The sequence below is a fragment of the Microcoleus sp. T3_A4 genome (assembly GCF_036700465.1).
Lineage (GTDB): Bacteria > Cyanobacteriota > Cyanobacteriia > Cyanobacteriales > Microcoleaceae > Microcoleus.
Genome location: NZ_JAUBOY010000001.1, coordinates 245083 through 270811 on the forward strand (window position 1 = coordinate 245083; position 25729 = coordinate 270811).

At 46.4% G+C, this 25729-nt stretch carries 22 protein-coding genes; 11 read left to right on the plus strand and 11 right to left on the minus strand.

Going from position 1 to position 25729, the window contains the following annotated elements:
* Positions 1–52 precede the first annotated feature (52 nt).
* Entirely contained in the window at positions 53–685 is a 633-nt protein-coding gene (locus QUA07_RS01010; RefSeq protein WP_333321737.1) for a hypothetical protein, read from the plus strand.
* A gap of 223 nt (positions 686–908) precedes the next feature.
* Here the strand turns inward: QUA07_RS01010 and QUA07_RS01015 are convergent, their stop codons facing one another.
* Complete coding sequence (locus QUA07_RS01015) at positions 909–1151, minus strand: ChaB family protein (protein ID WP_333258473.1); 243 nt, start codon at positions 1149–1151, stop codon at positions 909–911.
* Between the two features lie 1153 nt (positions 1152–2304).
* Between QUA07_RS01015 and QUA07_RS01020 the strand changes: the two genes are divergently transcribed.
* Complete coding sequence (locus tag QUA07_RS01020; protein ID WP_333321739.1) at positions 2305–3204, plus strand: hypothetical protein; 900 nt, start codon at positions 2305–2307, stop codon at positions 3202–3204.
* A 71-nt stretch (positions 3205–3275) separates the two neighbouring features.
* Positions 3276–4112 (plus strand): DUF4142 domain-containing protein, encoded by an 837-nt coding sequence (locus QUA07_RS01025; protein WP_333321741.1) that lies wholly within the window; start codon positions 3276–3278, stop codon positions 4110–4112.
* A gap of 470 nt (positions 4113–4582) precedes the next feature.
* Here QUA07_RS01025 and QUA07_RS01030 read toward each other — a convergent pair whose 3' ends face one another.
* Positions 4583–4951: a Lin0512 family protein gene (locus tag QUA07_RS01030; protein ID WP_333321743.1), complete on the minus strand. Its 369-nt coding sequence runs from the start codon at positions 4949–4951 to the stop codon at positions 4583–4585.
* A gap of 301 nt (positions 4952–5252) precedes the next feature.
* Here QUA07_RS01030 and QUA07_RS01035 point away from each other — a divergent pair, with 301 nt between their 5' ends.
* Positions 5253–6167: a branched-chain amino acid transaminase gene (locus tag QUA07_RS01035; protein WP_333321745.1), complete on the plus strand. Its 915-nt coding sequence runs from the start codon at positions 5253–5255 to the stop codon at positions 6165–6167.
* 329 nt (positions 6168–6496) lie between these two features.
* Here QUA07_RS01035 and fghA read toward each other — a convergent pair whose 3' ends face one another.
* Both fghA and QUA07_RS01045 read right to left on the minus strand, forming a co-directional pair.
* Complete coding sequence (gene fghA / locus QUA07_RS01040; protein ID WP_333321747.1) at positions 6497–7351, minus strand: S-formylglutathione hydrolase; 855 nt, start codon at positions 7349–7351, stop codon at positions 6497–6499.
* A 95-nt stretch (positions 7352–7446) separates the two neighbouring features.
* The gene (locus tag QUA07_RS01045; RefSeq protein WP_333321748.1) at positions 7447–8556 is read right to left on the minus strand and encodes an S-(hydroxymethyl)glutathione dehydrogenase/class III alcohol dehydrogenase; all 1110 of its coding nucleotides are present in this window, start codon (positions 8554–8556) and stop codon (positions 7447–7449) included.
* Between the two features lie 78 nt (positions 8557–8634).
* On the opposite strand from QUA07_RS01045, the gene QUA07_RS01050 reads away from it, so the two are divergent.
* From QUA07_RS01050 to sppA, 3 genes are all read left to right on the plus strand, one after another.
* Entirely contained in the window at positions 8635–9318 is a 684-nt protein-coding gene (locus tag QUA07_RS01050) for an SDR family oxidoreductase (RefSeq protein WP_333321749.1), read from the plus strand.
* Positions 9319–9463: 145 nt separating this feature from the next.
* Positions 9464–10513, plus strand: coding sequence for a type 2 isopentenyl-diphosphate Delta-isomerase (gene fni / locus QUA07_RS01055; protein ID WP_333321750.1), 1050 nt, complete (start codon positions 9464–9466; stop codon positions 10511–10513).
* A 258-nt stretch (positions 10514–10771) separates the two neighbouring features.
* On the plus strand, positions 10772–12592 hold the full coding sequence (gene sppA / locus QUA07_RS01060; RefSeq protein WP_333321751.1) for a signal peptide peptidase SppA: 1821 nt from the start codon (positions 10772–10774) through the stop codon (positions 12590–12592).
* A 235-nt stretch (positions 12593–12827) separates the two neighbouring features.
* On the opposite strand, the gene QUA07_RS01065 is transcribed toward sppA, so the two are convergent.
* Entirely contained in the window at positions 12828–13097 is a 270-nt protein-coding gene (locus tag QUA07_RS01065) for a GlsB/YeaQ/YmgE family stress response membrane protein (protein WP_333128479.1), read from the minus strand.
* 299 nt (positions 13098–13396) lie between these two features.
* On the opposite strand from QUA07_RS01065, the gene QUA07_RS01070 reads away from it, so the two are divergent.
* On the plus strand, positions 13397–14584 hold the full coding sequence (locus tag QUA07_RS01070) for a tetratricopeptide repeat protein (protein WP_333321758.1): 1188 nt from the start codon (positions 13397–13399) through the stop codon (positions 14582–14584).
* A gap of 125 nt (positions 14585–14709) precedes the next feature.
* Here QUA07_RS01070 and QUA07_RS01075 read toward each other — a convergent pair whose 3' ends face one another.
* A complete protein-coding gene (locus tag QUA07_RS01075) occupies positions 14710–15420 on the minus strand; it encodes a carbonic anhydrase (protein WP_333321760.1) in 711 nt (236 codons plus the stop codon).
* A gap of 234 nt (positions 15421–15654) precedes the next feature.
* On the opposite strand from QUA07_RS01075, the gene QUA07_RS01080 reads away from it, so the two are divergent.
* Complete coding sequence (locus QUA07_RS01080) at positions 15655–16470, plus strand: MOSC N-terminal beta barrel domain-containing protein (protein WP_333321763.1); 816 nt, start codon at positions 15655–15657, stop codon at positions 16468–16470.
* A 19-nt stretch (positions 16471–16489) separates the two neighbouring features.
* Here the strand turns inward: QUA07_RS01080 and ylqF are convergent, their stop codons facing one another.
* Positions 16490–17344, minus strand: a complete 855-nt coding sequence (gene ylqF, locus QUA07_RS01085; RefSeq protein WP_333321765.1) for a ribosome biogenesis GTPase YlqF — start codon at positions 17342–17344, stop codon at positions 16490–16492.
* A 205-nt stretch (positions 17345–17549) separates the two neighbouring features.
* Complete coding sequence (locus QUA07_RS01090) at positions 17550–17963, minus strand: universal stress protein (RefSeq protein WP_333128466.1); 414 nt, start codon at positions 17961–17963, stop codon at positions 17550–17552.
* Positions 17964–18146: 183 nt separating this feature from the next.
* Here QUA07_RS01090 and QUA07_RS01095 point away from each other — a divergent pair, with 183 nt between their 5' ends.
* Both QUA07_RS01095 and QUA07_RS01100 read left to right on the plus strand, forming a co-directional pair.
* A complete protein-coding gene (locus tag QUA07_RS01095) occupies positions 18147–19346 on the plus strand; it encodes a phosphoglycerate kinase (protein ID WP_333052811.1) in 1200 nt (399 codons plus the stop codon).
* A 191-nt stretch (positions 19347–19537) separates the two neighbouring features.
* Positions 19538–20263 (plus strand): pentapeptide repeat-containing protein, encoded by a 726-nt coding sequence (locus QUA07_RS01100; RefSeq protein WP_333321767.1) that lies wholly within the window; start codon positions 19538–19540, stop codon positions 20261–20263.
* Positions 20264–20362: 99 nt separating this feature from the next.
* Here QUA07_RS01100 and QUA07_RS01105 read toward each other — a convergent pair whose 3' ends face one another.
* The 3 genes from QUA07_RS01105 to QUA07_RS01115 all read right to left on the minus strand — a co-directional run bounded on the left by QUA07_RS01105 (position 20363) and on the right by QUA07_RS01115 (position 25617).
* Complete coding sequence (locus QUA07_RS01105; protein WP_333037484.1) at positions 20363–21028, minus strand: response regulator; 666 nt, start codon at positions 21026–21028, stop codon at positions 20363–20365.
* A gap of 313 nt (positions 21029–21341) precedes the next feature.
* The gene (locus tag QUA07_RS01110) at positions 21342–22685 is read right to left on the minus strand and encodes an EAL domain-containing response regulator (protein ID WP_333321769.1); all 1344 of its coding nucleotides are present in this window, start codon (positions 22683–22685) and stop codon (positions 21342–21344) included.
* Between the two features lie 1027 nt (positions 22686–23712).
* Positions 23713–25617, minus strand: coding sequence for a serine/threonine-protein kinase (locus tag QUA07_RS01115; RefSeq protein WP_333321771.1), 1905 nt, complete (start codon positions 25615–25617; stop codon positions 23713–23715).
* Positions 25618–25729 lie beyond the last annotated feature (112 nt).

Sequence of the window (25729 nt, forward strand, 5' to 3'; positions counted from 1 at the left end):
GCTGGTGAGATAGTACCTAAGCAAATAATTGTAAGTTTTAAAAGTGTCAGATATGAGCTTTTTTAATTATTCAGTTCCGCCTCTGCGCCGGAAACAGATTAACATTGAGGTTCAGGAGTTAGAAGGGCTTTGGCAGGTTCAGTTTCCCCTTGGCAAAGATCGATTTTATTCACAATTTTACACTTGTCTCGATCGAACTTGCTTGCTGTGGAGCTTGCTGTTAATAGCCATCTTCGGCACAGCACAATTTTTTTCTGTGAGTTGGATGCTGCAAGCAGGTTTGTGGTCAGCGCTCAGCCTCGTAGGTACAGCAGCAATGGTAAGCATGACATACTCTTGGGTCAAAATAGAACGCCTGATTTGGGTGCTTTACGGTTGGGTAATACTAATGTTATTAGGATTGTTGCTGACCGATTTAGCAATTTTTCTCAGTTGGGGAAAAGTGTTGGCGAATCTCTGTACCCTGTGGTTGGGCATGAGCGGAATAGGGTATTTAGGGACTGGATTTGCAGTGCGATCGCGCGCGCTTTTAGCAGCAAGTTTATTTCACCTGTTGGGGATTTTAATTTTGCCTTACACTGGCGGTTGGTCTTTCCTCTTTACTGGAACCGTAATGGTATTTAGCTTGCTCGTTTTAGCCGAACTGCAATGGGATATGCGCCAGCCTATTAACAGGCTGCATTAACTTCTATACCACCGCGATTCTAACAACTATCAACGTAAAGCATTAACCACAAGTGATGAGTACATTGCTCATGAATGATGATATCATGCCCGCTAGAATAACGTCACTGCAATTGGTTGGTAGTAATAATTCTTCGTTCTCATCAAAATTTGAGGAATGAAGCCCTCACTACACAACGGATAGGGGTTATGTTAGCGGACACGATATTACTGATTGCTGATAACTAATTGCCACCAGACTGTACAGATTTGCGGGTTTGGTTAGTATCGTCGCCCTTGTGATGCCACGTGCCACCTTCGCCTTTAACATATTCAGATTTTACACTGTTCCAAGCAACGCTAGTAGCACCATCTGCGCTCATTCCATCTTCGCTAGCGCTCTTAAAAGCAGCCTGAAAAATTTGTTTAGCTCCTTGGGGGAGTTCTTGTGCTTCTGAAGGTAAGGTGTCAAATTGTTGTTCTGGCATAATGACCTCTAATTATTAAACATAAATTTAATCTTATATACGAGAAGCAACTACTTTCCTCTCTCTAAAAGCAAGTTTTAAACCGGATTTTTATCATTCCTAGGACAGATGTAATATTAAATTTATTCTGAGCGGCTAAGGCCATTGACTTGCCGTTGCAGGTTCAGCCGTATTTGGGTAATTTATTTTCTGAAACAGCCCTTAATCGGATTTGGGCTTTTTCACTTGCAAATTTATAAATAGAGATGAAAATTAGATAGCGAATTCTGGCAATAATTCGATACAGCCTAGTTGAGGTCTGCTTGTGAAATGTGTTAGGGAATAAGCGCTATCTGGCATAGTTTTGGCTTTACTATAGGAGAGTTTAGCCGATCGCACTCAGAAGCAATTCTCACGAGTGCGCCACCCCTGCTTAATTTAATGTCGCACGGGCCCGACTCGGATAGCCCTCAGTTCGCCTTCCTGTTTAACGCAAGTCAAAGCCCAGTCAAAAGCCTTGCTGTTTCGGGATTGTAGGTGTTCGGGCTACTCAGAGCGAGCGATCGGCGTTTTGAGATAATTTAGTTTCCTGAGAAAGTTTGAGCTGTATGCTACCAGGGGCAAAATTGTCAGCAGCAAGTTAAGAAAAAATAGCGATCAAAAAAATTTTAAACTAACTCATCTGGCGGAGTGCTAACCCAAAAGTGACGGTGACAAAATCCAGAATTTCTGCCTCAAAGCACCAGCAGCCGGGGAAAATTTATAGGAATATCAGCGCCCTTGTCTCAGAAAGCCGGTTGATGCGTATATGTCTCGTTACTCAACCCAAAATTTTTCAGATCAACCAGCTTTTTATCCCCCGTATACAAATTTTAATTTAGCTAGTCTGCCGCTCAATCAAATTTCATCCACCACCTGAAATAAAAAGCCATTTTGTCAAATATTCCTAAAGATGAATGGCGAACTTGAAGCATACGTAATAGCTTATAAACTGTTAACGTAGCGGTGTAATTAATCAGGAAAAAATCATCGAGGCAACGGGACTAAATTTGCTCCCTTACCTTCATTATCCCGCAGCAAAGGTTATAAAATTTGCACGTTACGCTGTCAAGTTGACCCTGCTGTTTTGGCATCACAAGCGATCGCAGCACTCTATGCAAAAGCAAGCATTACCATGAAATCTTCTAAATTGTTGAAAGTTGTTTTAGCAAGCGCTTGTACTTTAGGTTTAGCAACGGTTTCCTTAGCACTGCCTGCTTCAGCCCAGTCGGGCGGTGCTGGCGGCGGCGGTGCTGGCGGCGGTGCTGGCGGCGGTGCCGGCACAGGCACAAGCGGTACAAGCGGTACAAGCGGTACCGGTACAACTGGCACGGGTATAAGCGGTACTGGCACAAGCGGTACAAGCGGTACTGGCACAAGTGGTACAAGCGGTACGACTGGCACGGATACAACCGGTACCAGCGGTACGAGTGGCATCGGTACAAGCGGTACAAGCGATACAACGGGTACGAGTGGCACCGGTACAAGCGGTACAACGGGTACGAGTGGCACCGGTACAAGCGGTACAACGGGTACGAGTGGCACCGATACAAGCGGTACAAGCGGTACGAGTGGCACCGATACAAGCGGTACAAGCGGTACGAGTGGCACGGGTACAACGGGTACAAGCGGTACAACTGGTACGACCGGCACCGGCACAAGCGGTACAACCGATACCACTGGCACGGGTACAACGGGTACAAGCGGTACAACTGGTACGACCGGCACCGGCACAAGCGGTACAACCGATACGACTGGCACGGGTACAACGGGTACAAGCGGTACAACCGGTACGACTGGCACGGGTACAAGCGGTACAACCGATACGACTGGCACTGGTACAACAGGTACAACCGATACGACTGGCACTGGTACAACAGGTACAACTGGTACGACATCGACGCCGGCTGATACTAATTCTGGAGTTTTGAGTGCTCGGCGCGATAGCCCCAACAATTTCGGGTGGCTGGGTGCCTTGGGCGCGTTTGGTTTGATCAACTTGTTTCGGAAAGGCAGTACGCCATCCCATCGCTAGTTTGGGGGGATTCCCTACGGGATAGCTTCGCTTGACGTACTTTTGAAAACAACTTAGAGGCTTAGAAATTCATGACTTCACTCAATCGCAAAAGTTTGTTCAAAAAATTGGTAACAGTTGCCGGAATTGCCGGCGTTAGTTCCTTGATAGCTGTGCCGGGATTCGCAGAATTAAACCGCCAGACTCACGGCTTCAACCAGTCGGGCGATCGAGTTTTTGAGCTTGCTGATAGCGACTTAAACGATCCTAATTCTCCGGGACCTTCTGTTACAGATCCTAACAACAACAATCCTGGCGGTTCTCCCAACACTCCAAATACCCCCACCAACAACACTCCCGGCCGTTCTCCCAACACTCCAAATACCCCCACCAACAACACTCCCGGCCGTTCTCCAAATAGCCCCATCAACAACACTCCCAGCCGTTCTCCCAACACTCCCACAGGTGCCGAAACTTCGCCTAATTCTCTCAGCAGCCAAGACAGAAACTTTGTCATGCAAGCAGGTCAAATTGGTATGCTGGAAGTGGAACTCGGCAGATTGGCAGTGCAGCGCGGTTCTAGTGCAGGTGTGAAACAATACGGGCAAGAAATGGTTGAGGAACACACCCAGGCTAATCAAGAACTGATGCAGGTAGCAATGCAAAAAGGCGTAAAACTGCCAACCGAAATGAGCAGCCAGAACACAGCTTTGATGGATCGACTTTCCGGACTATCCGGTACAAGTTTTGACACCGCTTACAAGCAGGCTATGATCGACAGCCACACTCAGGCTATTGCTTTGTTTCAGGCTCAATCTCAACAGGGACAAGATCCCGAATTGAAGGCTTGGGCCACCCAGAAGTTGCCGAACCTTCAGGCACACTTGCAAATGGTTAACCAAATGTTGGCAGATACCAGCAAGCCGTAATATTAGGTAGAGGAGGTAGAGTCAGATCGCGTTTTAGGCGATCGGACTCTACCTTTTGTGTTTTGATAGCCAACATTAATAAATTCTTTTAAACGCTATAATTTTTGAGAACAATGGAAGATTTTCTCCGCAGCTTGTTGGGCAGCAATATTACAGCGACGTGGCTGTTATTAATCGTAGGGTTTTGCTGGATTGCTTACATACCCGGTCGCCTGAGAAATTAAAAATTATCCATTAAAACTTCAAAATTAACTAGGTAGGCGCAAGCGCAAATAAACCTTACCGTTGAACAGACTAAGTTATAGCGTGCCTCAGAGCATCAGCTTTTCTATGATATTTCATGCCAGATCTCTGACGCCCCCTAAAACTTAGCCTAAATTAATCATTTTTTAACAGACAGGCGTTCGATCGCCCGATCGCGGAAACAAGCAAGTGCGATCGGGCGATTTATTCAAACAATACAAAATTAATTAGTCCTCAGTGTCCACAAAAACACTCACAGCCGCCACAGCGATTAGCATTTCATCATTTTTATCATTCAGAGAGGCGATCGCCCTTCCTGGCACAATCATGCCTCCTTGCTCCACAATCAGAGTTTTGCTGCCAAAAGGCAGCACCCCCAACACCTCCTCCGCGCGCACTTGTTCCGGGTAAGGAACAGCCACCTTAACCTCAACAATCATCTGATTGGGGTCAGTCAAACCCGCCACTTCCCAGACGCCTAGGAGAGCATTGTGAGCGATCGCATTCCGTACAGCCCTTGCACAGGCTACAGTCGGTTCCTGCCCGTGCTGGTCTATACCCATCCCCATTTCAATGATGAAACATTTACGTGCCATTGTTGCCCCTTGGTTGATTTTTGTTTGTAGTCGTTAGCGTAGCCCTCGAAGAGGATCGCACTTTTTGCCAAAACAATTATCAACCAAACTGACCGCTCTCGATATCTCGATATTATTTTATAAATTGATATCAAAACAAAAGAATAATACCAGTCTTAAAAAACAATCCAACTGTAGGCAAGCTTCAAATCCTTATGAAATCAGTCCTTCTCAATCTCAAATCTCAAATGGTATAACTTATGGTAATATAACCAAATTCAGCTTTCCTCGCGGACTGCCAAACTCATCGCCAGCTTGAATCATGGATAGTTTTCTACCAATTGCCTACTTTCAAAACCAATTTCTCCCATTTACCGACGCCAAAATTTCCATAGCAACCCACGCACTGCACTACGGAACCGGAGTTTTAGGCGGGTTGCGGGGAATTCCCGACCCCCAAAATGCCGATCGAATATTGCTATTTAGATTAGACCGCCACTGTCAAAGATTAAGTCAAAGTGCCAGCTTCCTTCACTGCGATTTACCAGCCAGCAAAATCCAACAAATAATTATTGATTTTGTCCAGAAAAACAAACCAACAAAATCATTTTATATCCGCCCTTTTATCTACACATCCAGTTTAGGAATTGCCCCCCGACTGCACAACGTAGAAACCGACTTTTTTGTCTACGGATTAGAACTTTCCGACTATTTGCCCAAAGAAGGAGTCAACTGTAGAATTAGCTCTTGGTATCGGCAAGAAGACCGCAGTTTGCCCTTAAGAGGTAAAATTAGCGGCGCCTACATCACCTCAGCTTTAGCTAAAACAGAAGCAGTAGAATCCGGCTTCGACGAAGCAATTATGATGAACACTCAGGGAAAAGTCAGCGAAGCTTCAGGAATGAACATATTTGTCGCAAGAAACGGTAAATTAGTTACTCCCGGTTTCGAGCAAGATATTCTCGAAGGAATTACCAGAGACAGCGTAATCACAATCGCCAGAGACTTAGGAATTGAAGTCATAGAAAGACCCGTTGATAGATCAGAACTGTTGATTGCAGACGAGATTTTCCTCTGCGGAACCGCAGCCAAAATTACGCCAATTAAGCGAGTAGAAAACTATCACTTGCCCACAAACCGACCCATCACCGAAAAGATTTTGGACAAACTAACCGGGATTATCGAAAATCGCGACAGCAATTATAAAGACTGGGTATTTCCGATTGATCTTAATTAACCGAAAATACCTGTGCTCGTAGAAGCGAGTTTACTCGTTACCAGGCTCTGCCTGGTAAAGCAAATCAGGAGGCTCTGTCTCCACATTTTATCTGTTCTAGGGCTGCCACGAAGTAGACGCATGAAAAACCCGGTTTCTGGGCCCCCGTGCGTAATTCCTATTTTACTTGTCACTCGTTACCAGGCTCTGCCTGGTAAAGCAGATCAGGAGGCTGTGCCTCCACATTTCATGGCAGCCTTTCGAGGCAGAGCCTCTGGATATCGGTTCCCCGGCAGAGCCTAAGAACCAGTTGTTGTGGAGCAGGCATCTTGCCTGCTTCCTGCTAGAAACTACCCGCACAAAACAGCCGCGTGATGGCGAATGTGATCCTCCATAAAACTAGCTATAAAATAATAGCTATGATCGTAACCTTCCTGCATCCTTAAAGTTAGTGGCTGTCCCGCTTTTGCACAAGCCTCCGCGAACACTTCCGGCAACAACTGCCCGTCAGCCAGATAGGAATCAGCAGTGCCGCAGTCAATCAGAATCGGAGAGTTGTATTGCGCCTCAAGCACCAATTCGCTAGCATCCCAAGTCTTCCAGAGTTCTTTGTCGCTGCCGAGGTAGTGTCCAAAAGCTTTTTGTCCCCAAGGGCAGCGCATTGGCGCGGAAATAGGCGCAAAAGCGGAAACTGAAAGATAGCGAGATCCATTTTTCAAAGCACAAATTAAAGCCCCGTGTCCGCCCATCGAATGACCGAAAATTCCTTGTTTTTCCGGTATCGCCGGAAAATTTTCGGCGATTAAATTCGGCAATTCATCAACGACATAACTGTACATTCGATAGTGAGAATTCCAAGGTGAGGCTGTCGCATCAACATAAAAACCCGCACCACTTCCTAAATCCCAATCGTCATCTTCCGCAGGGATGCCAGTGTTGCGCGGGCTAGTGTCGGGCGCAACCAGCATTAACCCATATTTTGCCGCAAATTGTTGCGCCCCCGCTTTTGCCATAAAGTTCTCTTCTGTGCAGGTTAAACCTGATAGGAAATACACAACGGGTACGGGTTGAGATAAAGCTTGCGGCGGCTGATAAACAGCAAATTTCATCTCGCTGTTGCAAGCGGAGGATTGATGGCTATAAAAGCCGAGTTTGCCACCGAAACTTTTCTGTTCTTTGTGCAGTTTTAGGGATTCTGAGAGCATAATTGGGAATTGGGAATTGGGAATTGGGCATTAAGCTTTGTTCTATCCGTTACATCCGTTACAAAATCCGTTGCCGAACTTCTTCCTTCATAAACTCAAAATGTCAAAACTGTGCGAATTACTTCGCCTTTGTGCATCAATTCAAAGGCTTCATTGATTTTGTCGATCGGCATTACCTGAGTTACCAGACTGTCAATATCAATTTTACCGTCCATATACCAATCAACAATCTTAGGAACATCAGTTCGACCTTTCGCACCGCCAAAAGCCGTCCCTTTCCAAACCCGGCCAGTTACTAGCTGAAACGGGCGGGTACTAATTTCTTGACCGGCTCCCGCTACCCCGACAATTACGCTCACGCCCCAACCTTTGTGGCAGCATTCCAAAGCTTGTCGCATCACATTAATGTTGCCGATACATTCAAAACTGTAATCAGCTCCACCTTTGGTTAAATCTACCAAATAAGGTACTAAATCGCCTTCCACTTCGCGGGGATTGACAAAGTGAGTCATGCCGAATTTTTCCGCCATCTCTCGCTTGTCGGGATTCAAGTCTACGCCGACAATCATGTTAGCTCCCACCATGCGAGCCGCTTGAATTACATTCAAACCCACGCCGCCCAAACCGAAAACTACCACATTAGAACCAGGCTCTACTTTCGCAGTATTTATGACAGCGCCGATGCCAGTTGTGACGCCGCAGCCGATTAAACAAACTTTATCAAAAGGAGCATCTTCGCGAATTTTTGCTACTGCAATTTCTGGCAATACTGTATAATTAGCGAAGGTAGAAGTTCCCATGTAATGGTAAAGTTTCTGTCCGTCTATGGAAAACCTGCTCGTGCCGTCGGGCATAACTCCCTGGCCTTGAGTCACGCGAATTGCTTGACAGAGATTTGTTTTGCGGCTCAAACAATATTCGCAGTTGCGACATTCGGGAATGTAGAGAGGAATTACCCGATCGCCCACTTTGACACTCGTGACTCCCGGCCCAACTTCTGCGACAATGCCGGCTCCCTCGTGGCCTAAAATAGCCGGAAACAAACCTTCAGGATCGGCACCGGAAAGAGTGTAAGCATCAGTGTGACAAACACCCGTGGCTTTAATTTCCACCAGCACCTCTCCAGCCCTCGGCCCATCCAGATCCACCGTTTCAATACTCAAAGGTTTGCCGGCACTACGAGCAACTGCTGCTTTTACTTTCATGCTTTCTCCTGCGATCGATTTGTCAATTCACCAGTCAATATGTATTGTATTACTTAATGTCAAACTTGGAGCAAATCTATGACAAAATTAATTGTAATTACCGGAGTCAGTCGCGGTCTAGGTCTTGCCATGACCGAAAAGTTTATTGAATTGGGACATACAGTTGTGGGATGCGCCCGTTCTTCCGAAGCGGTGGAAAAACTCCAACAAAAATATAGTGCGCCCCACCATTTTACTTGTTTGGATGTCACCAACGACGATCGAGTAAAAGCTTGGGCAACAGAAATTATGGCAAAAAAGGAGCCGCCAGATTTGCTCATCAACAATGCAGCTTTAGTCAACCATCCCGCGCCGCTTTGGTTGGTCAGCAGCGAAGAATTTTCCCAGCTAGTAGATATTAATATTAAAGGTACAACTAATGTAATTCGCCACTTTGTCCCGGCAATGATTGCTCGAAAAAACGGCATAATTGTCAACTTTAGTTCTGGTTGGGGAAGGTCAACTTCGCCGGAATTTGCGCCCTATTGCGCTTCTAAGTGGGCAATAGAAGGACTTACGCGAGCGCTCGCTCAAGAATTGCCCGCAGGTATGGCAGCAGTTCCTTTGAATCCGGGAATAATTCACACCGATATGCTGGAGATTTGTTTCGGCGAAGATGCGGCAAGTTACACATCAGTCAAAGCCTGGGTGCAAAAAGCAGTTCCTTTTTTACTAAAATTAAAACCTTCAGATAACGGAATGCCGCTGACTGTTCCTGGATAATACAGCAACCCTGGCAGGATTTACGCACATCTTTCTTTTCTTCTCCTCTGTGCCCTCTGTGCCCTCTGCAGTTCATTAAAAAAATTCAAAAATGAAATAAAATTGCTATATTCCCAAATCACAACTCTTTCCCCAAATAGCCACAGTGAACTTGCCGCTAACCTCCCCGTCGCAAACCGAAACCCGCAAAGCAGACCACCTGCGGATCTGCCTCGAAGAAGACGTACAATTTCGCGAAACTACCAGCGGCCTAGAACGCTACCGTTTTGATCACTGCTGTTTGCCAGAACTCGATCGCACCCAAATCGATTTAACCTCCACATTTCTCGGCAAAAAACTAGCCGTTCCCCTGCTAATTTCCTCGATGACCGGCGGCACAGAATTAGCCCAGACAATCAATTATCGCCTCGCTGATGTCGCTCAAGAATACAAACTAGCAATGGGAGTCGGTTCCCAGCGAATAGTTGTAGAAAATCCTCACCTAGCTCCTACATTTGCCGTCCGTCGCCGCGCTCCCGATATTCTACTGTTTGCCAATATCGGAGCCGTTCAATTAAACTACAATTACGGTTTGGAAGAGTGCCAAAAAATTGTTGATATTCTCGAAGCAGACGCACTAATTTTGCACCTCAATCCGCTGCAAGAGTGCGTCCAAACCGAAGGCGATACTAACTTTAAAGGACTGCTAGATAAAATTGCAAAATTGTGCGATAAATTACCAGTACCAGTTATTGCTAAAGAAGTCGGCAACGGTATTTCAGGAAAAATGGCAAAGAAATTGCTCGCCGCCGGGGTAGGTGCGATCGACATTGCCGGAGCCGGAGGTACTTCTTGGGCGAAAATAGAAGGAGAGCGAGCTAAAGATGGGAAGCAGCGCAGGTTGGGCGCAACCTTTGCCGACTGGGGAATACCGACAGCCGAGTGCATTGTCAGCACCCGCGCCGTAGCACCGGATGTTCCTCTGATTGCCTCTGGAGGCTTGCAGAATGGGTTGGATGCAGCGAAGGCTATAGCCCTTGGCGCGGATATTGCGGGACTGGCGCGACCGTTTTTACAAGCTGCTGCGGAATCGGAATCAGCCGCAGGCGTTCTAGCTGAGGCTTTAATTGCAGAAATCGCCACCGTGATGTTCTGTACGGGCTGCGGTAATTTGGGTGAGTTAAAACATTCTGGGGTTTTGGAAAGGTTAAGATAAAAGAGAGTCAGCAGTCAAAAGTCATTAGTCAGCAGTCAAAAGTCATTAGCTAATAACTACGACAGGAAATAATTGTTTAGTCCTAGTTGCAGGAATTACCCATAATATCGTTTGCGCTGGCATCGGAATAATATTTTTTCGAGTGCAGTGCGAGCGACCAGCTCCCACGCTCGGTATTATTCCGTTCTAACCGGATTTGCTATAACTAATGACTAATGACTATTGACTATTGACTAATAACTAATTACCAATTATCTAATGAAAGATTTCCTAAAATATACCTGTGCAAGTTTACTGGGAACCTTCCTAGGAATGTTGCTGCTGGGCAGCATCGGATTGGGGGGACTGGTACTACTAATTGCTATGGCGGCATCGTCGTCTAAAGATTCAGGCCCGCAAGTCAAAGATAAGTCTGTATTGGTATTAGACCTTTCTTTAAATATCACCGACAGCAAACCGAGCCGTAGCACTAGCGCGGCGATTGAAGAAGTGCTTTCGGAAGATTCCGGCGATACAGTGACGCTGCGGACTGTTTTAGACACGATCGAATATGCGAAAAAAGACCCGAAAATCGTTGGCATTTATCTCGAAGGTAGCTCGGATTCGAGCAGCAGCGGGTTTGCCAATCTCAAAGAAGTTCGATCGGCCTTGCAGCGTTTCCGAGATGCCAAAAAACCCATTTTTGCTTACCAGATGGACTGGAATGAGCGAGATTATTACCTCGGTTCTGTTGCTAATACAATTGCCGTCAACCCTTACGGCGCTTTGGAAATCAACGGTTTTAGCAGTCAGGGAATGTTTTTCACGGGTGCTTTGGAAAAATACGGCGTGGGAGTGCAAGTGACTCGCGTCGGCAAATACAAGTCAGCCGTTGAGCCGTTTTTGCTCACAAAAATGAGTCCCGAAAATCGCCAGCAAACTCAAAAGTTGCTCGGAGATATGTGGGGAGAATACCTGAAAACTGTCGCTCCGAGCCGCAAAGTGACTGTTCCGCAACTGCAAGCGCTTGCAGATAAGGGCGGAACTTTGATGGCTGACGAAGCTCTCAAAAACAAGTTAGTTGATAAAGTTGTATACTTTGACGAAATATCGACCGAACTCAAAAAACTCACAGGAACCGATCGCGAAAACAAATCTTTCAAGCAAATTAGTTTGAAAAACTACGCAAGAGTTGCTGAGGATAAAAACTCAACTCGCGCTAACAAGAAAAACCAAATTGCTATACTTTACGCTGAAGGAGAGATTGTAGACGGCGAAGGGGGCCCGACTGAAGTAGGAGGCGATCGCATCGCTAAAGAAATGCGGAAAATCCGAGAAGATGACGACGTAAAAGCAGTGGTTTTGCGGGTCAACAGTCCTGGAGGCAGCGCGACGGCGGCCGAAGTCATTGGACGCGAAGTGATGCTGACGGGGAAAAAGAAACCTGTTATCGTTTCGATGGGCAATTTAGCAGCATCTGGTGGCTATTGGATTGCGATGGGTTCCAGCCGCATTTTTGCCGAACCCAGTACGATTACCGGTTCGATCGGCGTTTTTGGAATGTTGCTCAACGTCGAAAAGTTGGCTGCTAACAACGGCCTAACTTGGGACGTGGTGAAAACCGCCCGCTTTGCGGATACTAACACGGTTTCCCGTCCGAAAAATCCTCAAGAATTGGCGAATATTCAGAGGGTAGTCGATCGCATTTACGATCGATTTATTACTAAAGTCGCCGACTCCCGCAAACTGCCGAAAAACAAGGTACAAGAAATTGCTCAAGGCAGAGTGTGGTCTGGTACGGCTGCGAAACAGTTGGGTTTGGTCGATGAAATTGGCGGCCTTGAAGATGCTGTGAGAGAAGCTGCTAAGCAAGCTAAACTCGGCGACGATTGGAAGTTGGAAGAATATCCAAAACGCCGCACTTTGGAGGAGCGAATTTTGGAAAGAATTTCCGGCGTTCACGTGTTGCAACGAGCCGCCAAACTCGACCCGCTAACGGCGGAATTTAAGAAAATGCAAGATGACTTGGCTGTGATCAAGTCTATGAACGACCCGCAGGGGATTTATGTTCGCTTGCCTTTCAACTTGCGGATTGATTAATTAATTGATGATACCAAATCCGGGATTTTTACCTGTTTATTCTTCAGTCCCCCTCTGTTCGGACGAAAGTTTGGCTCTGGAACCGTTGTAAGCGCTGAGTCTGATAGGGGTTTTTAACCCGGATTTGGTAAAAGTAGGCTGACGCACCTACAAACAACTGAAAAACCCGGTTTCTTGAAGAAACCGGGTTTATGAATACCTTAAAAGTCGATCGACTGGGAATTGGCAATATTTGTTATGCAGCACGCTGAGTTAACAATCCCCAGATGAATAGTAAAACGATCGCGCCTACGACTGCAAAAGCTATGCTGGGTAAAGTCAATGCTCCGAAGGATGCTCCCCCGCTCGTCCCCAGTAAGACTTGACCTAGATAACCTCCCACTAGCGCGCCCAAAATTCCTAAACCTGTTGTTGCCAGAAAACCGCCGCCTTGACTTCCCGGATAAATGGCTTTGGCGATCGCACCGGCAATCAGTCCTAAAACGATCCAAGCAATAATTCCCATTTCTCTTTCTCCTGAATACTTAAACTTTTCTTGTGCCTTGTCTTATGTTCTTAGAATAACAACCCCTATCCCGCTCTTACCTCTACCGCAGGGATGAACCGGAAGTGGTAGGATTTCTCATTAATCGTCCGAGTTTGAGGCTTTTTAATATCTCAAAAGAGTTAACCCACTTTTTCGAGGGAAGAAAGGTACTTATGCTCAAAGCAAAAAGGAAATAGGAGAATTTTTTCTGGGACTTTTTGTGTTTTACTGGTAAAAAAATTACAATAATTTTGTGAAATGAGGAAAGTTTGCGCCCGATGGATCTGACTCTGTGCATGATTGTGAAGAATGAAGAGGCAACACTGTCGCGGACTTTGGACAGCGTTAAGGGTGTTGTTGACGAAATGGTTGTGGTGGATACGGGATCGGGCGATCGCACCCGTGAAATTGCCAGAGAATCCGGGGCGAGGGTTTATGACTTTGAATGGTGCGACGACTTCGCAGCGGCGCGCAATGAGTGCCTGAAGCACGCCCAGGGCGACTGGATTTTGGTGTTGGATGCCGATGAGGTTTTGGTACCGGAGATTGTGCCTCAAATTAAGCAGGCAATTGCGAGCGATCGGCTGCTGCTAATCAATCTCATCCGCCAAGAAATCGGTGCCTCTCAATCTCCCTATTCCCTAGTGTCGCGCTTGTTTCGCAATCGCCTCGATATCCGCTTTTCTCGCCCCTACCACGCAATGGTAGACGACAGCGTGGCTGAGATTTTGCAGAGGGAACCACAATGGAAAATAGTTTCTCTCCCCGATGTGGCGATTTGGCACTCTGGTTATCAAAAAGATGCGATCGCCGCAAAAAGTAAATTCCAAAAAGCTCAAGCAGCAATGGAACGCTATATCGCTTATTATCCAAACGATGCTTATGCTTGTAGCAAATTAGGTGCGCTGTATGTAGAAAGCGGGCAAATCGGGCGGGGAATTAATTTATTAACCAAAGGCTTGACTGCCGAGGCAATTGATGATTCTATTGTTTACGAACTGAACTATCATTTGGGAATTGCTTATCGCCAGCAGCAGCAGTTTGCCAAAGCAAAAGAACATTATCAAGCTGCAATTAATACCAATGTGTTCCCGCCGCTCAAGTTGGGTGCTTACAATAATTTGGGCAATTTGTTCAAAGAGGAAGGAGATTTGAAATCTGCTGAAAAAGCTTACAAAGCAGCTTTAAAAATTGACCCTAATTTTGGAGTAGGTCACTACAATTTGGGACTGACGCTGAAGGCAGCCGGAAATTTAGCAGATGCCATCGCCTATTACAGACAAGCGATTAAAATCGATCCAGAACACGCGGAAGCTCATCAAAACTTGGCAGTAGCCTTGCTGAAAATTGGCAAAATGCCAGAGAGTTTAGCAGAATTCAAAAGAGCGATCGCCCTTCACGAACAGCGCCGCCCATTTGAAGCAGAACGCCTGCGCCGGGGACTGCAAGAAATGGGTTTACTTTAAACTTGCATATCTACTTTATCGTTACCCAATAATTCTTAGGGGCAATCCCCTATGGTTTCCCCTCGCTCCCCAAGGGTAGGCAAAGAAAGGCACTACCCTACAAATTCTGAAAATTACCAGCAAAATCAAGCAATTATCTCTACTTTGCCGCTATCCAAATCGTAGCGGCCCCCAACCACTTTAAGCTTGCCCGCTTTGACTGCTTTAGCTAAAATAGGCGAGGAGGATTGTAACTTATTTACATTCATTTTCACATTAGCTCTGACTGCGTTATCCCAGGCATCGCCTTTTTGACCTTTGGTCGAATCAACTGCTGGTTTAATCGCTGCCACCAAAGTGCTAATGTGACCCGGCACAGCTTTGCCATCTAAAGCTGCTTTGACAGCACCACAGCGTTCGTGACCCAGAATTACTAATAGGGGCACGCCTAATTCTAAGGTCGCATATTCTATATTTCCGAGCACCACATCGTCGAGAAAATTGCCAGCTACTCGGATATCAAATAAATCCCCCAATCCTTGGTCGAAAATAATTTCGGGAGCAACCCGCGAATCAGAACAAGCCAGGATGGTTGCAAACGGATGTTGACCCTTTGCTACTTCTACAACTCGCGATCGAGCTTGGTCGGGAAATGTCCGTTTTTGCTGAATGTAGCGTTGATTCCCCGCCATCAATTTCTTGAGAGCACCGTCGGGAGTAATGCCAGAGATTGCCTCTGCCTTTGCTGCTTCGGCTTGTAAAAACGCAGGTGCCAAGCTTGCCGCCAGCATCCCTGCACCAGCCCTCAACATTAAATTGCGTCGCGAAATCATGCTTCTACTTCCGCTTTCAGTCATTGCTTAAAACTCGGTTCAATTTTTTCTATTTTATACCATAATATCTACCACAAGCTCAGTCAGACTTCTTTGATTTTTCTGTACAAGGTGTTCCGGCACAATGTAACATTCAAAAAAGTGGCCCATTTTTATTTCATTCATATTTTATTTAGTAAAGTCAACTGCCGTCATCCTTCTACCGGCAGGGGATGCTAGAATATATCTAAAACGACAATTATTTACCAATGGCTCGAAATGTCCTACGTCGCCAGCATTCATATCTATCCGGTCAAGTCCCTTGACGGCATAGCAGTCAGTCAAGCCACTATTCTAGCCAGCGGAGCTCTAGAAGGCGATCGTTCTTTTGCAATCTGCGATGCAGCAGGAGAATTGGTTAACACTAAGCACAACAGCGGAGTCCGTTTTCTACGCTTATCCTTTGACATCAAAAAGAGAATTGCCGGTCTGAAAATTCAAGGCACTGAACAAGAAATATTTTTTCATGTAGATAGAGAACGCTTGGGAATAGAATCTTGGTTGAGCAACTACTTCGGTTTCCCCGTCAAGTTGATTGAAAACTTGCTGACTGGTTTTCCCGACAATCTCGCTGCACCAGGGCCAAGCATTATTAGTACCGAAACAATTGCCGAAGTTGCATCTTGGTTTCCGAGAGTTTGCGTTAACGAGATGCGCCAGCGCTTGCGAGCTAATATTGAAATAGGAGATGTCCCGGCTTTTTGGGAAGACCAACTTTTCTCACAATCCGATGAAATTGTGAGGTTTAAAATAGGGACTGTAATATTTGAAGCTATTAATCCCGGTCAGCCATGTATCCTATCTACGCGAAATTATGGGGCGAAAGCAGGCGATCCAAATTTTAACAATATACTAACAGCCAAACAGAAGGAAATCATGCCTGAATTGGTAAAACAAGGGCCTTTAAATCACTTTAGTCGGCTGATAGTTAACACGCGACTCGCACCTCAACCAGCAGAAAAAATATTACACATAGGAGACGAAGTTCACATTATCAGCGTCAGCAACTCTCTATTGAATACCATTTCTGATTAGTTGTAGGTTACGAGTCTGATCAAGCCGGCGGCAACTCCAAAGAAAGTTGACCCAAAACACCAGTTCTAAAATCGTTTAACATCTGCCGCGCCGTTCGTTCGACATCTCCTTTATACTTGTCTTTTGCGACCTCGTGCAAATAATCTTCACCATTACTAGATGCTGGATCTAATTTATACCTGGATTTGAAACCAGATAGTGATATCAACGTGTCATCAGCCGCCTCCAGCCCTTGCAGCAAATCTACCATCGCTGCTGCTACTACCTGATTGTCGTAAGCTGCTTCGCCAATATCTTCGCAAATAGCTAATTTTATGGCATTTTCTTGATTGTTAATTCGGGTTGGGATCACTCCGGGCGCGTCTAATAATTCAATTTCGTCAGAAATGCGAATCCATCGGAGCGATTTAGTTACTCCAGCTCTGCGGGCACTGTCCACCACTCTCCGCCCTAACAGCCGATTAATTAGAGCAGATTTTCCGACATTGGGAAAGCCCATCACCACTGCACGGACTGGACGGGGCAGCATACCTCGATCGAACCTTCTTTTATTTAGCTGCACCCCAGCATTCTGCACCGCATCCGCCACAGCGTCTACTCCGTGACCGTGCTCGGCATTGGTAAAATACGCCGTTTCCTCTTGGGTATCAAACCATGTTTCCCACGCCTCGCGCGATCGAGGTGTAATCATATCCATGCGGTTGATGACCAATACTCGCGGCTTGCCGCCCACCCAACTCGGCATTTGGGGGTGATAAGTAGCCAATGGAATGCGGGCATCTCGGACTTCTAGCACCACATCTACCCGCTTTAACTGTTCTTTTAATGCCCGTTCAGCTTTGGCAATGTGACCGGGATACCAGTGAATTTTCATTAGTTATTAGTTATTAGTTATTAGTCAGCAGTCATTAGTCAGCAGTCATTAGTCAGCAGCCATTAGTCGCTGTGTCAGGGCGGGTTTAAGCATACCCTGGATTTACATATATAGATACAGGTGAACCCGCCCCTCAAGAATCTACGTTTATTTAGTCGGACATGATACAACACGTGACTAATGACTAATGACTAATAACTAATAACTAAGGCACAATCAAAACTGCACAAGGAGACAGATTGATCACCCGATTGGTAACGCTGTCAGACGCCCCATCATCGGTTAAACCCATCCCCCGACAGCCCATCACAATCAAATCGGCCCCAATTTCGTCAGCCACATCGCAAATCGTGAAAGCAGGTTTGCCTTCCCGTTCGATGATTTCAGCTTCAATTCCCTGCTGGGAAAACATCGATTGGGCCTCAGAAAGAAGTTTAGCGACTGCTTCGGGGGAAGTCATCACCTCTCGCGCGGGGGCGTCGGCCTCCTCGGCTGGGGGTTCGACTACCGAGAGAATAACTAAGCGAGAACCGTAGGTTTTTACGATATTGACCACCTTTTCGGCAGCTTCGCGGGCTTCTCGGCTTTGATCTACAGGAAATAAGACTGTCTTGAACATACTGCACATCTCCGGGACACGGACTCCGATAAAATGTTTAGGTTAAGCCAATCAGTGCCGTTTGTTCCATCTTCCGTTTTTTGTACGGGCGCGGTTGAATGCGTCCGAGGCCGGGGTGCAAGTTACCAGTGCCGCCATTTCAACGGAATTCGACAAAAACACACATATTAGGAGGTTAATCCTGTGACAAAAAAAACTGTAGCAAATTTATCGGCATCGGACTTATCGGGCAAACGGGTATTGGTGCGGGCGGACTTTAACGTGCCGCTCGACAACGGCAATATCACCGATGATACTCGCATCCGGGCGGCTCTGCCGACAATTCAAGATTTAGCGTCCAAGGGCGCTAAGGTGATTTTGTGCAGCCACTTCGGCCGTCCCAAGGGTGTGACAGAGAAGTTGCGCTTGACGCCGGTTGCTGTGCGCCTGTCGGAATTGTTGGGCAAAGAGGTCAAAAAGACTGACGACTGCATCGGTGATGAAGTCGCTGCTACAGTCGCCGCGATGCAAGATGGCGATGTGCTGTTGCTGGAAAATGTCCGCTTCTACCCAGAAGAAGAAGCAAATGACCCGGAATTTGCTAAGAAGTTAGCTTCTGTGGCCGATTTGTATGTCAATGATGCTTTTGGTACTGCTCACCGGGCTCACGCTTCTACTGAGGGCGTTACTAAGTATCTGAGTCCTTCTGTGGCTGGGTTTTTGATGGAGAAGGAACTGCAATATCTCGGCAGTGCGATCGACAATCCTCAGCGTCCCTTAGCTGCTATAATCGGCGGTTCTAAGGTTTCCAGCAAGATTGGAGTCATCGAAAAACTGCTCGAAAAGTGCGACAAACTGCTGTTGGGCGGTGGCATGGTTTTCACGTTCTACAAAGCTCGCGGCTTGAACGTTGGCAAGTCTTTGGTGGAAGATGACAAGCTGGAACTGGCTAAGTCTTTGGAAGCTAAGGCGAAGGAACGGGGAGTTGCTTTTCTGTTACCTACTGATGTGGTAGTTGCTGACAAGTTTGCTGCTGATGCTAACACTCAAACTGTTCCTGTAGAAAGCATCCCCGACGGTTGGATGGGTTTGGATATCGGCCCGGATTCAGTAAAAACTTTCCAAGATGCTTTGGCCGATTGCAAAACTGTCATCTGGAACGGGCCGATGGGCGTGTTTGAGATGGAGAAGTTTGCGGTGGGAACTGAAGGAATCGCTCATTCTTTGGCTGGACTTACTAAAACTGGTACTACCACAATTATCGGTGGTGGTGACTCGGTGGCGGCTGTTGAACAGTTGAATTTAGGTGAACAAATGAGCCACATTTCTACTGGTGGCGGTGCTAGTTTGGAGCTACTCGAAGGTAAGGAATTGCCTGGTGTTGCTGCTTTAGATGAAGCTTAATTAAGTTAAGTAGGGCGGGCTTTGCCCGCCTTGCTGTCAGCAGGTCTATATCCTTGGCTGCGAATCATTTTTTTGAGGGTTTACCGCAGAGGGCGCAGAGAACGCAGAGTAAGAGAAAAGAGAGAAAGATATGGGTTTAAATTCTACAGTTTGCTAGTATAATTTGTTTGAAGTAGCAGTGAGGTTTGTTTGTGAAACTTAAACTCTTGGCAACTGTAACGGCAAGTTTAGCTTTGTTTGGGCTGACAGCTCCCGTTAAGGCTCAAAATCCCGATCATGTTAGGCAATTGCTGGAAACTAAAGAGTGCGAGGGCTGTGACTTAAGAAATGCTGATTTGTTCAAGGCTAGCTTGTACAGAGCTAATTTAAGAGGAGCGGATTTAAGCGGAGCAAATCTCTATGAAGCTAATTTGCTAGAAGCGGATTTAAGTGATGCTAATTTGGCAAATGCTAACTTAGTTAATGCCGAGATGTACGGTGCTGAATTGAATGGTGCTAATCTGCGAAATGCGGATTTGTCTAATGCTTTTTTGGGGCGAGCGAATCTGACGAGTGCGGATTTGCGCGGTGCTAAACTTTTTAATGCGAATCTGGGCGAAGCTTATCTGCTGCAAGCTAATTTGTCGAATGCCGATTTAAGGCGGTCGCTGTTGTTTAGAGTTAATTTGAATCGTGCGAATTTAAGCGGAGCGGATATGTCTTTCGCGGATGTGCGCGATACTAATTTGCAGAATGCTATTTTGTCAAATACTAGGCTTCCTCGGGCTCAATTGACCGGGACAAATATTGAGGCGGCGAATAATGTGCGGCAGGCTGATTTGGAACGTGCCAACTTGCGAGGTACGAATTTGGGGCCAGGGGTTTGCGTGATAACTAATTTTCCTTATTGTGTTTTGAATGTGGAAGAAAAATTTTAGACTCTAGTTCCAAGATTCATCTGGGGAGTAAATCTAAAATCTAAAATCTAAAATCTAAAATCCCCTGGCTGGCTGGCGCACCCTAAGTTGAGATCCGAGCTAAGTTTGAGGTGGTTTGTATCCTCTTTCTAGGGCAAATCTCACAAGCTGGGCACGATTTTCTAACTGTAATTTGCTGAAAATGCTGCCTAAATGAGCTTGCACAGTCCGGGGGCTAATAAACAGCCGATCGCTAATTTGTTTGTTAGTATAACCCTGGATAACCTCCCAAAAAACTCTTTCCTCGGCTGGTGTTAAAGGCAAAGGTGCAGGTGCTGGCAATACTGCCACAAATTGTGGTTCCACCGCCCTACCGCTAGAAGTTTGCAGCAGTCGGACAATTTCGGCGTGAATGCGGTGAGAGCGCTCTAACTGCGCTTTTACCTTAGCTAAAATTTCTTCAGACTGAAAAGGTTTTACCAGATAATCGTCACCGCCGATCGAATGACCTTCAACTTTTGACTCCAACTCGCCTTGACCCGACAAAAATATAAAGGGGACTAACTGTCCCAAACGGGTAGTTCGCAAACGGCGACAAAACTCAAACCCGTCCATTTCCGGCATCATGACATCTGAAATTACCAAATCTGGGGGGGCATTTTCAAACATGGAGAGCGCCTCAACCCCTGAATTAGCGCATTCCACCCGATATCCTTGACTTTCCAGGTACATTGCTAAGACTGTTTGACAGTCTGCTTCGTCGTCCACCACTAATATTCTTTCCATGACAGGCTTGCACCAATTCCAGTTGGACAGTTATTGAAACTGCCAGTCCCAAAGTAGGAACTTAATTGAGTTTACCTGCTGCAACTTAATAAAGGCTTGCAATTTCAAGACGCCACAATTTCTCAAATAATCCAATTAGCGGCGCCTAGCGCCTAAAAGGGGAAGCAGTAGAGCAATATGGGGAACAATCTCTTTCTTTGATTGGCCTATCATCAAAAGGTACAACTTTTTATGAAGAAGCGTCAACTTTTATGCCGAAAATATAAGGTAAAAGAAAGAATTTTATCCTATAAAACAGAAATTTTGGTGACACTTACACTATTCCTAGACCCGACATTGAAAGGTTTTTAGATTTTTCGGGTTCGGACACAGGTACAAAAGGAACAACGCGACCAGGTGCTGCTGGGGGCGGCGCGAACAAACTCGGGTCGGCAACCAACATACTTTCAATTATCGCTGCTGGTTCGGGGCGACTGAACAGATACCCCTGCATGATATCGCACTGATGTTGTTTCAAAAAATCTAGTTCTGCTTCTGTTTCCACTCCCTCAGCAATTACAGTCATATTCAAACTGTGACCCAGTAAAATTACTGCTGTAGTAATAGCAGCATTTTGAGTATCTTCGTTGGCATTACGGACGAAAATTCGATCGATCTTTAAACTGTCAAAAGCAAATTGCTTAAGATATCCTAAAGTAGCGTAACCGGTGCCGAAGTCGTCAATAGCAATCCGAATTCCTAGAGCTTTTAGTTGGTTTAAAGTAGCGCCTGCTACTGTCGCATTTTCCACCAAAGCGCTTTCGGTCATTTCTAATTCTAAATTAGCAGGCTCTAAACCTGTAGTTTCCAATATTTGGACGATTCGCGCCTTGAGTTCCGGGTCGGACAACTGCCGGGCCGACAAGTTTACTGATATTGTAAAGGGCGAAAACCCCGCCGCTAGCCAACTAGCGGCTTGAGCGCAAGCTGAAAGCAGTACCCACTCACCAATCTGAATAATTAAACCTGTTTCTTCTGCTAAGGGAATAAATTCGCAGGGAGAAATTATACCTCGATCGGGATTTTGCCAGCGCACTAAAGCTTCGGCGCCGATAACTTGACCAGTCGCAATATTCACCTGCGGCTGATAGTATACCTGAAACTCACCTTGTGCCAAAGCGTGGCGCAGCAAAGCTTCGAGAGCAAACTTTTCCGGAGAGAGGGTTGTAACCTTGGTGGAGTCGTTAACTAAATCTTTGAGTCTGGCTTCTGCTTGGTGAAGTGCGACTGTTAGCGGTTGAGTAATAGTTTGCCGTTTCAAGACGCGAGAAGCAATGGCTCCCAGCAATTCAGCTTTGGTAAACGGCTTTGTCAAGTAATCGTCTGCCCCCAATTCCATCCCCCGACGAAAATCGGTTTTGTCACTTTGAGCCGTGAGGAAAATAAATGGAATTGTTGCAGCTAGCGAGTTTTGCCGCAGAGTCCGCAACACGTCATAACCGTCGAGTTCCGGCATCTGCACGTCACACAAAATTAAATCCGGTATCTCCGAAAGTGCCATCTGCACCCCAGCTCGACCGTTCTCTGCCGCAATGACCCGGTAGCTGTGAGATTCCAGGAGTTGCAGAAGAGTTTCCCGGATTAATTCGTCGTCCTCAATTACCAAAATTTTGAGCATGATACTTAGATAACAGATGGCACTATATATCTGAACCTGACTAACTCTAGCATACTCAAACTAGGGAATTAGTAATTGGGCCAATTAGCCAATAAATGATTAGCCAAATGGCTGAATATTTTCCCTCGGTTCTTAAGTCACAATCAAAGAACTGCCTAAATTGGGAAGATTTCGCTCTCTTTCAAGAGCAGAAAACTGCTGCGCCCGACTCCTTTGATAAACTTTTATTACAAAATAGCCAATATTTCTCATAAAAAAAATTAGCGAACAGTTTCAGTGCGCCGATGGCGAAAATTACTCAGGCTATCACTTATATGATGTCCGGTTAATTGTTCATAATTAGTCCGTGTTTGTACTAAAAACTAGAGTTTTCTCTCCATGGATGAATCAGGATGCAGCATCCTGATTCATCCAAAAAAATATACTTGCTTTCAGACAACAGTAGTGGAGAGATAAAAATTTTAGATTAAGGTTCAATCTCCCAGATTCATCTGTGAAGTAAATCTAACATCTAAAATCGACTAACGGAAAACTTAATTATGGTTCTATAGCAATCATTGCCGGAGTCGTAATTTTTTTACCCCACCCCAACCCTCCCCTTGGGTTCGGGGAGGGAGTAAGAAGTTCACACATGATTTAGGATTGCTATATAACCGGAAATCCTATTATCCACGGCCTAAATTCACAGGCTGAGTGGAATTCGCGCAAAACTTGGAATCTACAATTGCAGAAGTGATACTGACAGCGTGCATGGATGATGACGGAATTATCCGGGCTTGCGGAACTACCACGGTCTTTTTACAAACCAGCTCGCTACTGCCTACAGAGGCAAAGTTCCAAGCATAAAATTCGGGACTGCTGACTGTCGCATTGGCCGGATGTAAACCTAGTGCAGTCACTAATACTAATCCAAAAGTCACTAAAGCTACGATCGCGAATCTCAGCATATTCTTTGTTTGAACAGGAAAACTTACCTGATTGGTATTACCTTATTATTGCCTGGGTGGATAGAGAGCGTCAATAGCAGTTATTCCGCCGTCAGGTTCAACTCGTAAGCGATCGGCTCAGATGCTTGAGAAACTACCACGAATTCATAAAAACCAGCATCATCCAGCAATCCAGACCAACTAAGTCCTTCTGCATCTTCCAGCAAAGCTCGCGCGCCCTTTGTCCGCCCCGGAGTATAAATTGACAGTAGGGTAGATTTGCGCGGTGCTTGCAAATTCACGCGCAAAGTTTGATTTTGAGCGAACCTGGCAATGTAAGCTTTCCCTTCTCCGGGTTTGAGATTCCCTGTGAGGCTTTTGCTCTTCGATAGGCGGTCAAATTCAACGCTTTCAACAGTTGCTCCAGCTTGTAAGGCTTCGAGTTCGTCGGCGGTAATTGCTTGCCAAATTTGTCCGATCGGCAAACCAATGATATTGCGATCGCGCGGCTGTTGTGGAAACCAATAAAAGAACCTAGCATCAGCCAAATCGTACAAAGCCCGACTACTCAAATTCAGCTTGTTAACCTCAGTTTTCCAGCGATCGATATCAGTGGTGTCGTAAGTGCCCAACCGCGCTCTAGCGTCGCTGCTGAGATTTTCCAGCTTATCGAGCAACTCGTCGCCGATTTTCTGCCACCTTTCGCGCCATTGGCGATCTTCATCGCCTTCTTTTAACAATCGTCCCCCCAATTCCGGGTATTTGGCATAAAAAGTCTCGTCCACAAGGTTGACGTAACCGCTATAGAATCGATCGTCAATTTTGAGCTTGACAAAGCGATCTTGCAAAGCATCTTCTTGCTGCTGCTTCGGGCTTGGAGGCTGGGAAACTTTCTGCACTTTTGATTGCAGATTTAACAAAGAATTGCCCGCAAACCAGCCAACTCCCCCCATAGTTGATAGCACAGCCACCACAAACAAAACCATTTTCCAAGCAGGCATCTTTTGCTGATTGCCAATAGCAGCAATTCGCACCGGAGTTCCCGGCAGTTTTGGTGTGGGAGCGGGCACGGGTATAGGCGAGAAATCTGGTGGCTGGGTGATCCCAAAATCCGGGGCTGGTGGCAAAGGTGGCTGTAACGGCGGATTGCCGGAGAGAGCGAGCATTACCTCGCGAGCCGAGGAGTAACGCTGGCTCGGCTGCTGAGCAAGCATTTTATCCAGCACCAGGGACAAATTCGGAGACAGAGAACATTCCCCCCGCCAGTTCCAATTCAGGGTATGGCTGTCGATCAATTGATGGGGTTCCTTCCCAGTCAGCAACACCAAAACCGTGGCCGCCAGAGCGTACAAATCGCTGTGGGGAGAGACAATGCCCATCTGCATCTGTTCGACGGGAGCATAGCCGAGCTTGCCGATGCGAGTCGCGGGGGCGGGAGTGCCGTTAGCCTCAGCGAATAGAGACTCTACGGTGGCGGCGACTTGTTTTACTCCGCCAAAGTCGATCAGCACGGGCATCCCGTCAGAACTCCGCAGAATCAGGTTGTCCGGGGAGATGTCGCGGTGAATCACTCCCAAAGAGTGAATGTATTCGAGCACGGGCAAAATCTGCAGCAGTAATTGATTGATTTCTGCTTCTATAAACCGCAAACCCTGACGCTTGCGGGCGTCGAGCAAAAAGCGGTAAGTTTGGCCAGGCACGTAGTCTTGGACGAAAAATAGGTAGCCTCGATCGCTGATACTGACGCGGAAGAGTTCGCGAAAGCGCGGGATTTGATTGTGTTGCAGCTTGTAGAGCACTCCCGCTTCCCGCTCGAACAGTTCCTCGGATTTTTGTAAAGCGTAACTTCCATGTACTTGGGGCGCAAATTCTTTTAAAACGCAGGGTTCGTTAAATCGGTGGGCATCTTCTGCTAGGTAGGTGCGCCCGAAGCCTCCGTGTCCCAATTCGCGGACGATGCGGTAGTGATTGTTGAGAGTTATGCCGGGGTAGATGGGATTGTTCATTGGAACTTGCTGCGTCGGATTTTCACGCTTGACTGAGACTGGGAGTTTTGGGCGATCGCTGAATTAATCTTGCCACAGTGTATCAGTGTTTATTAGTCGATCGGCAGCTTGG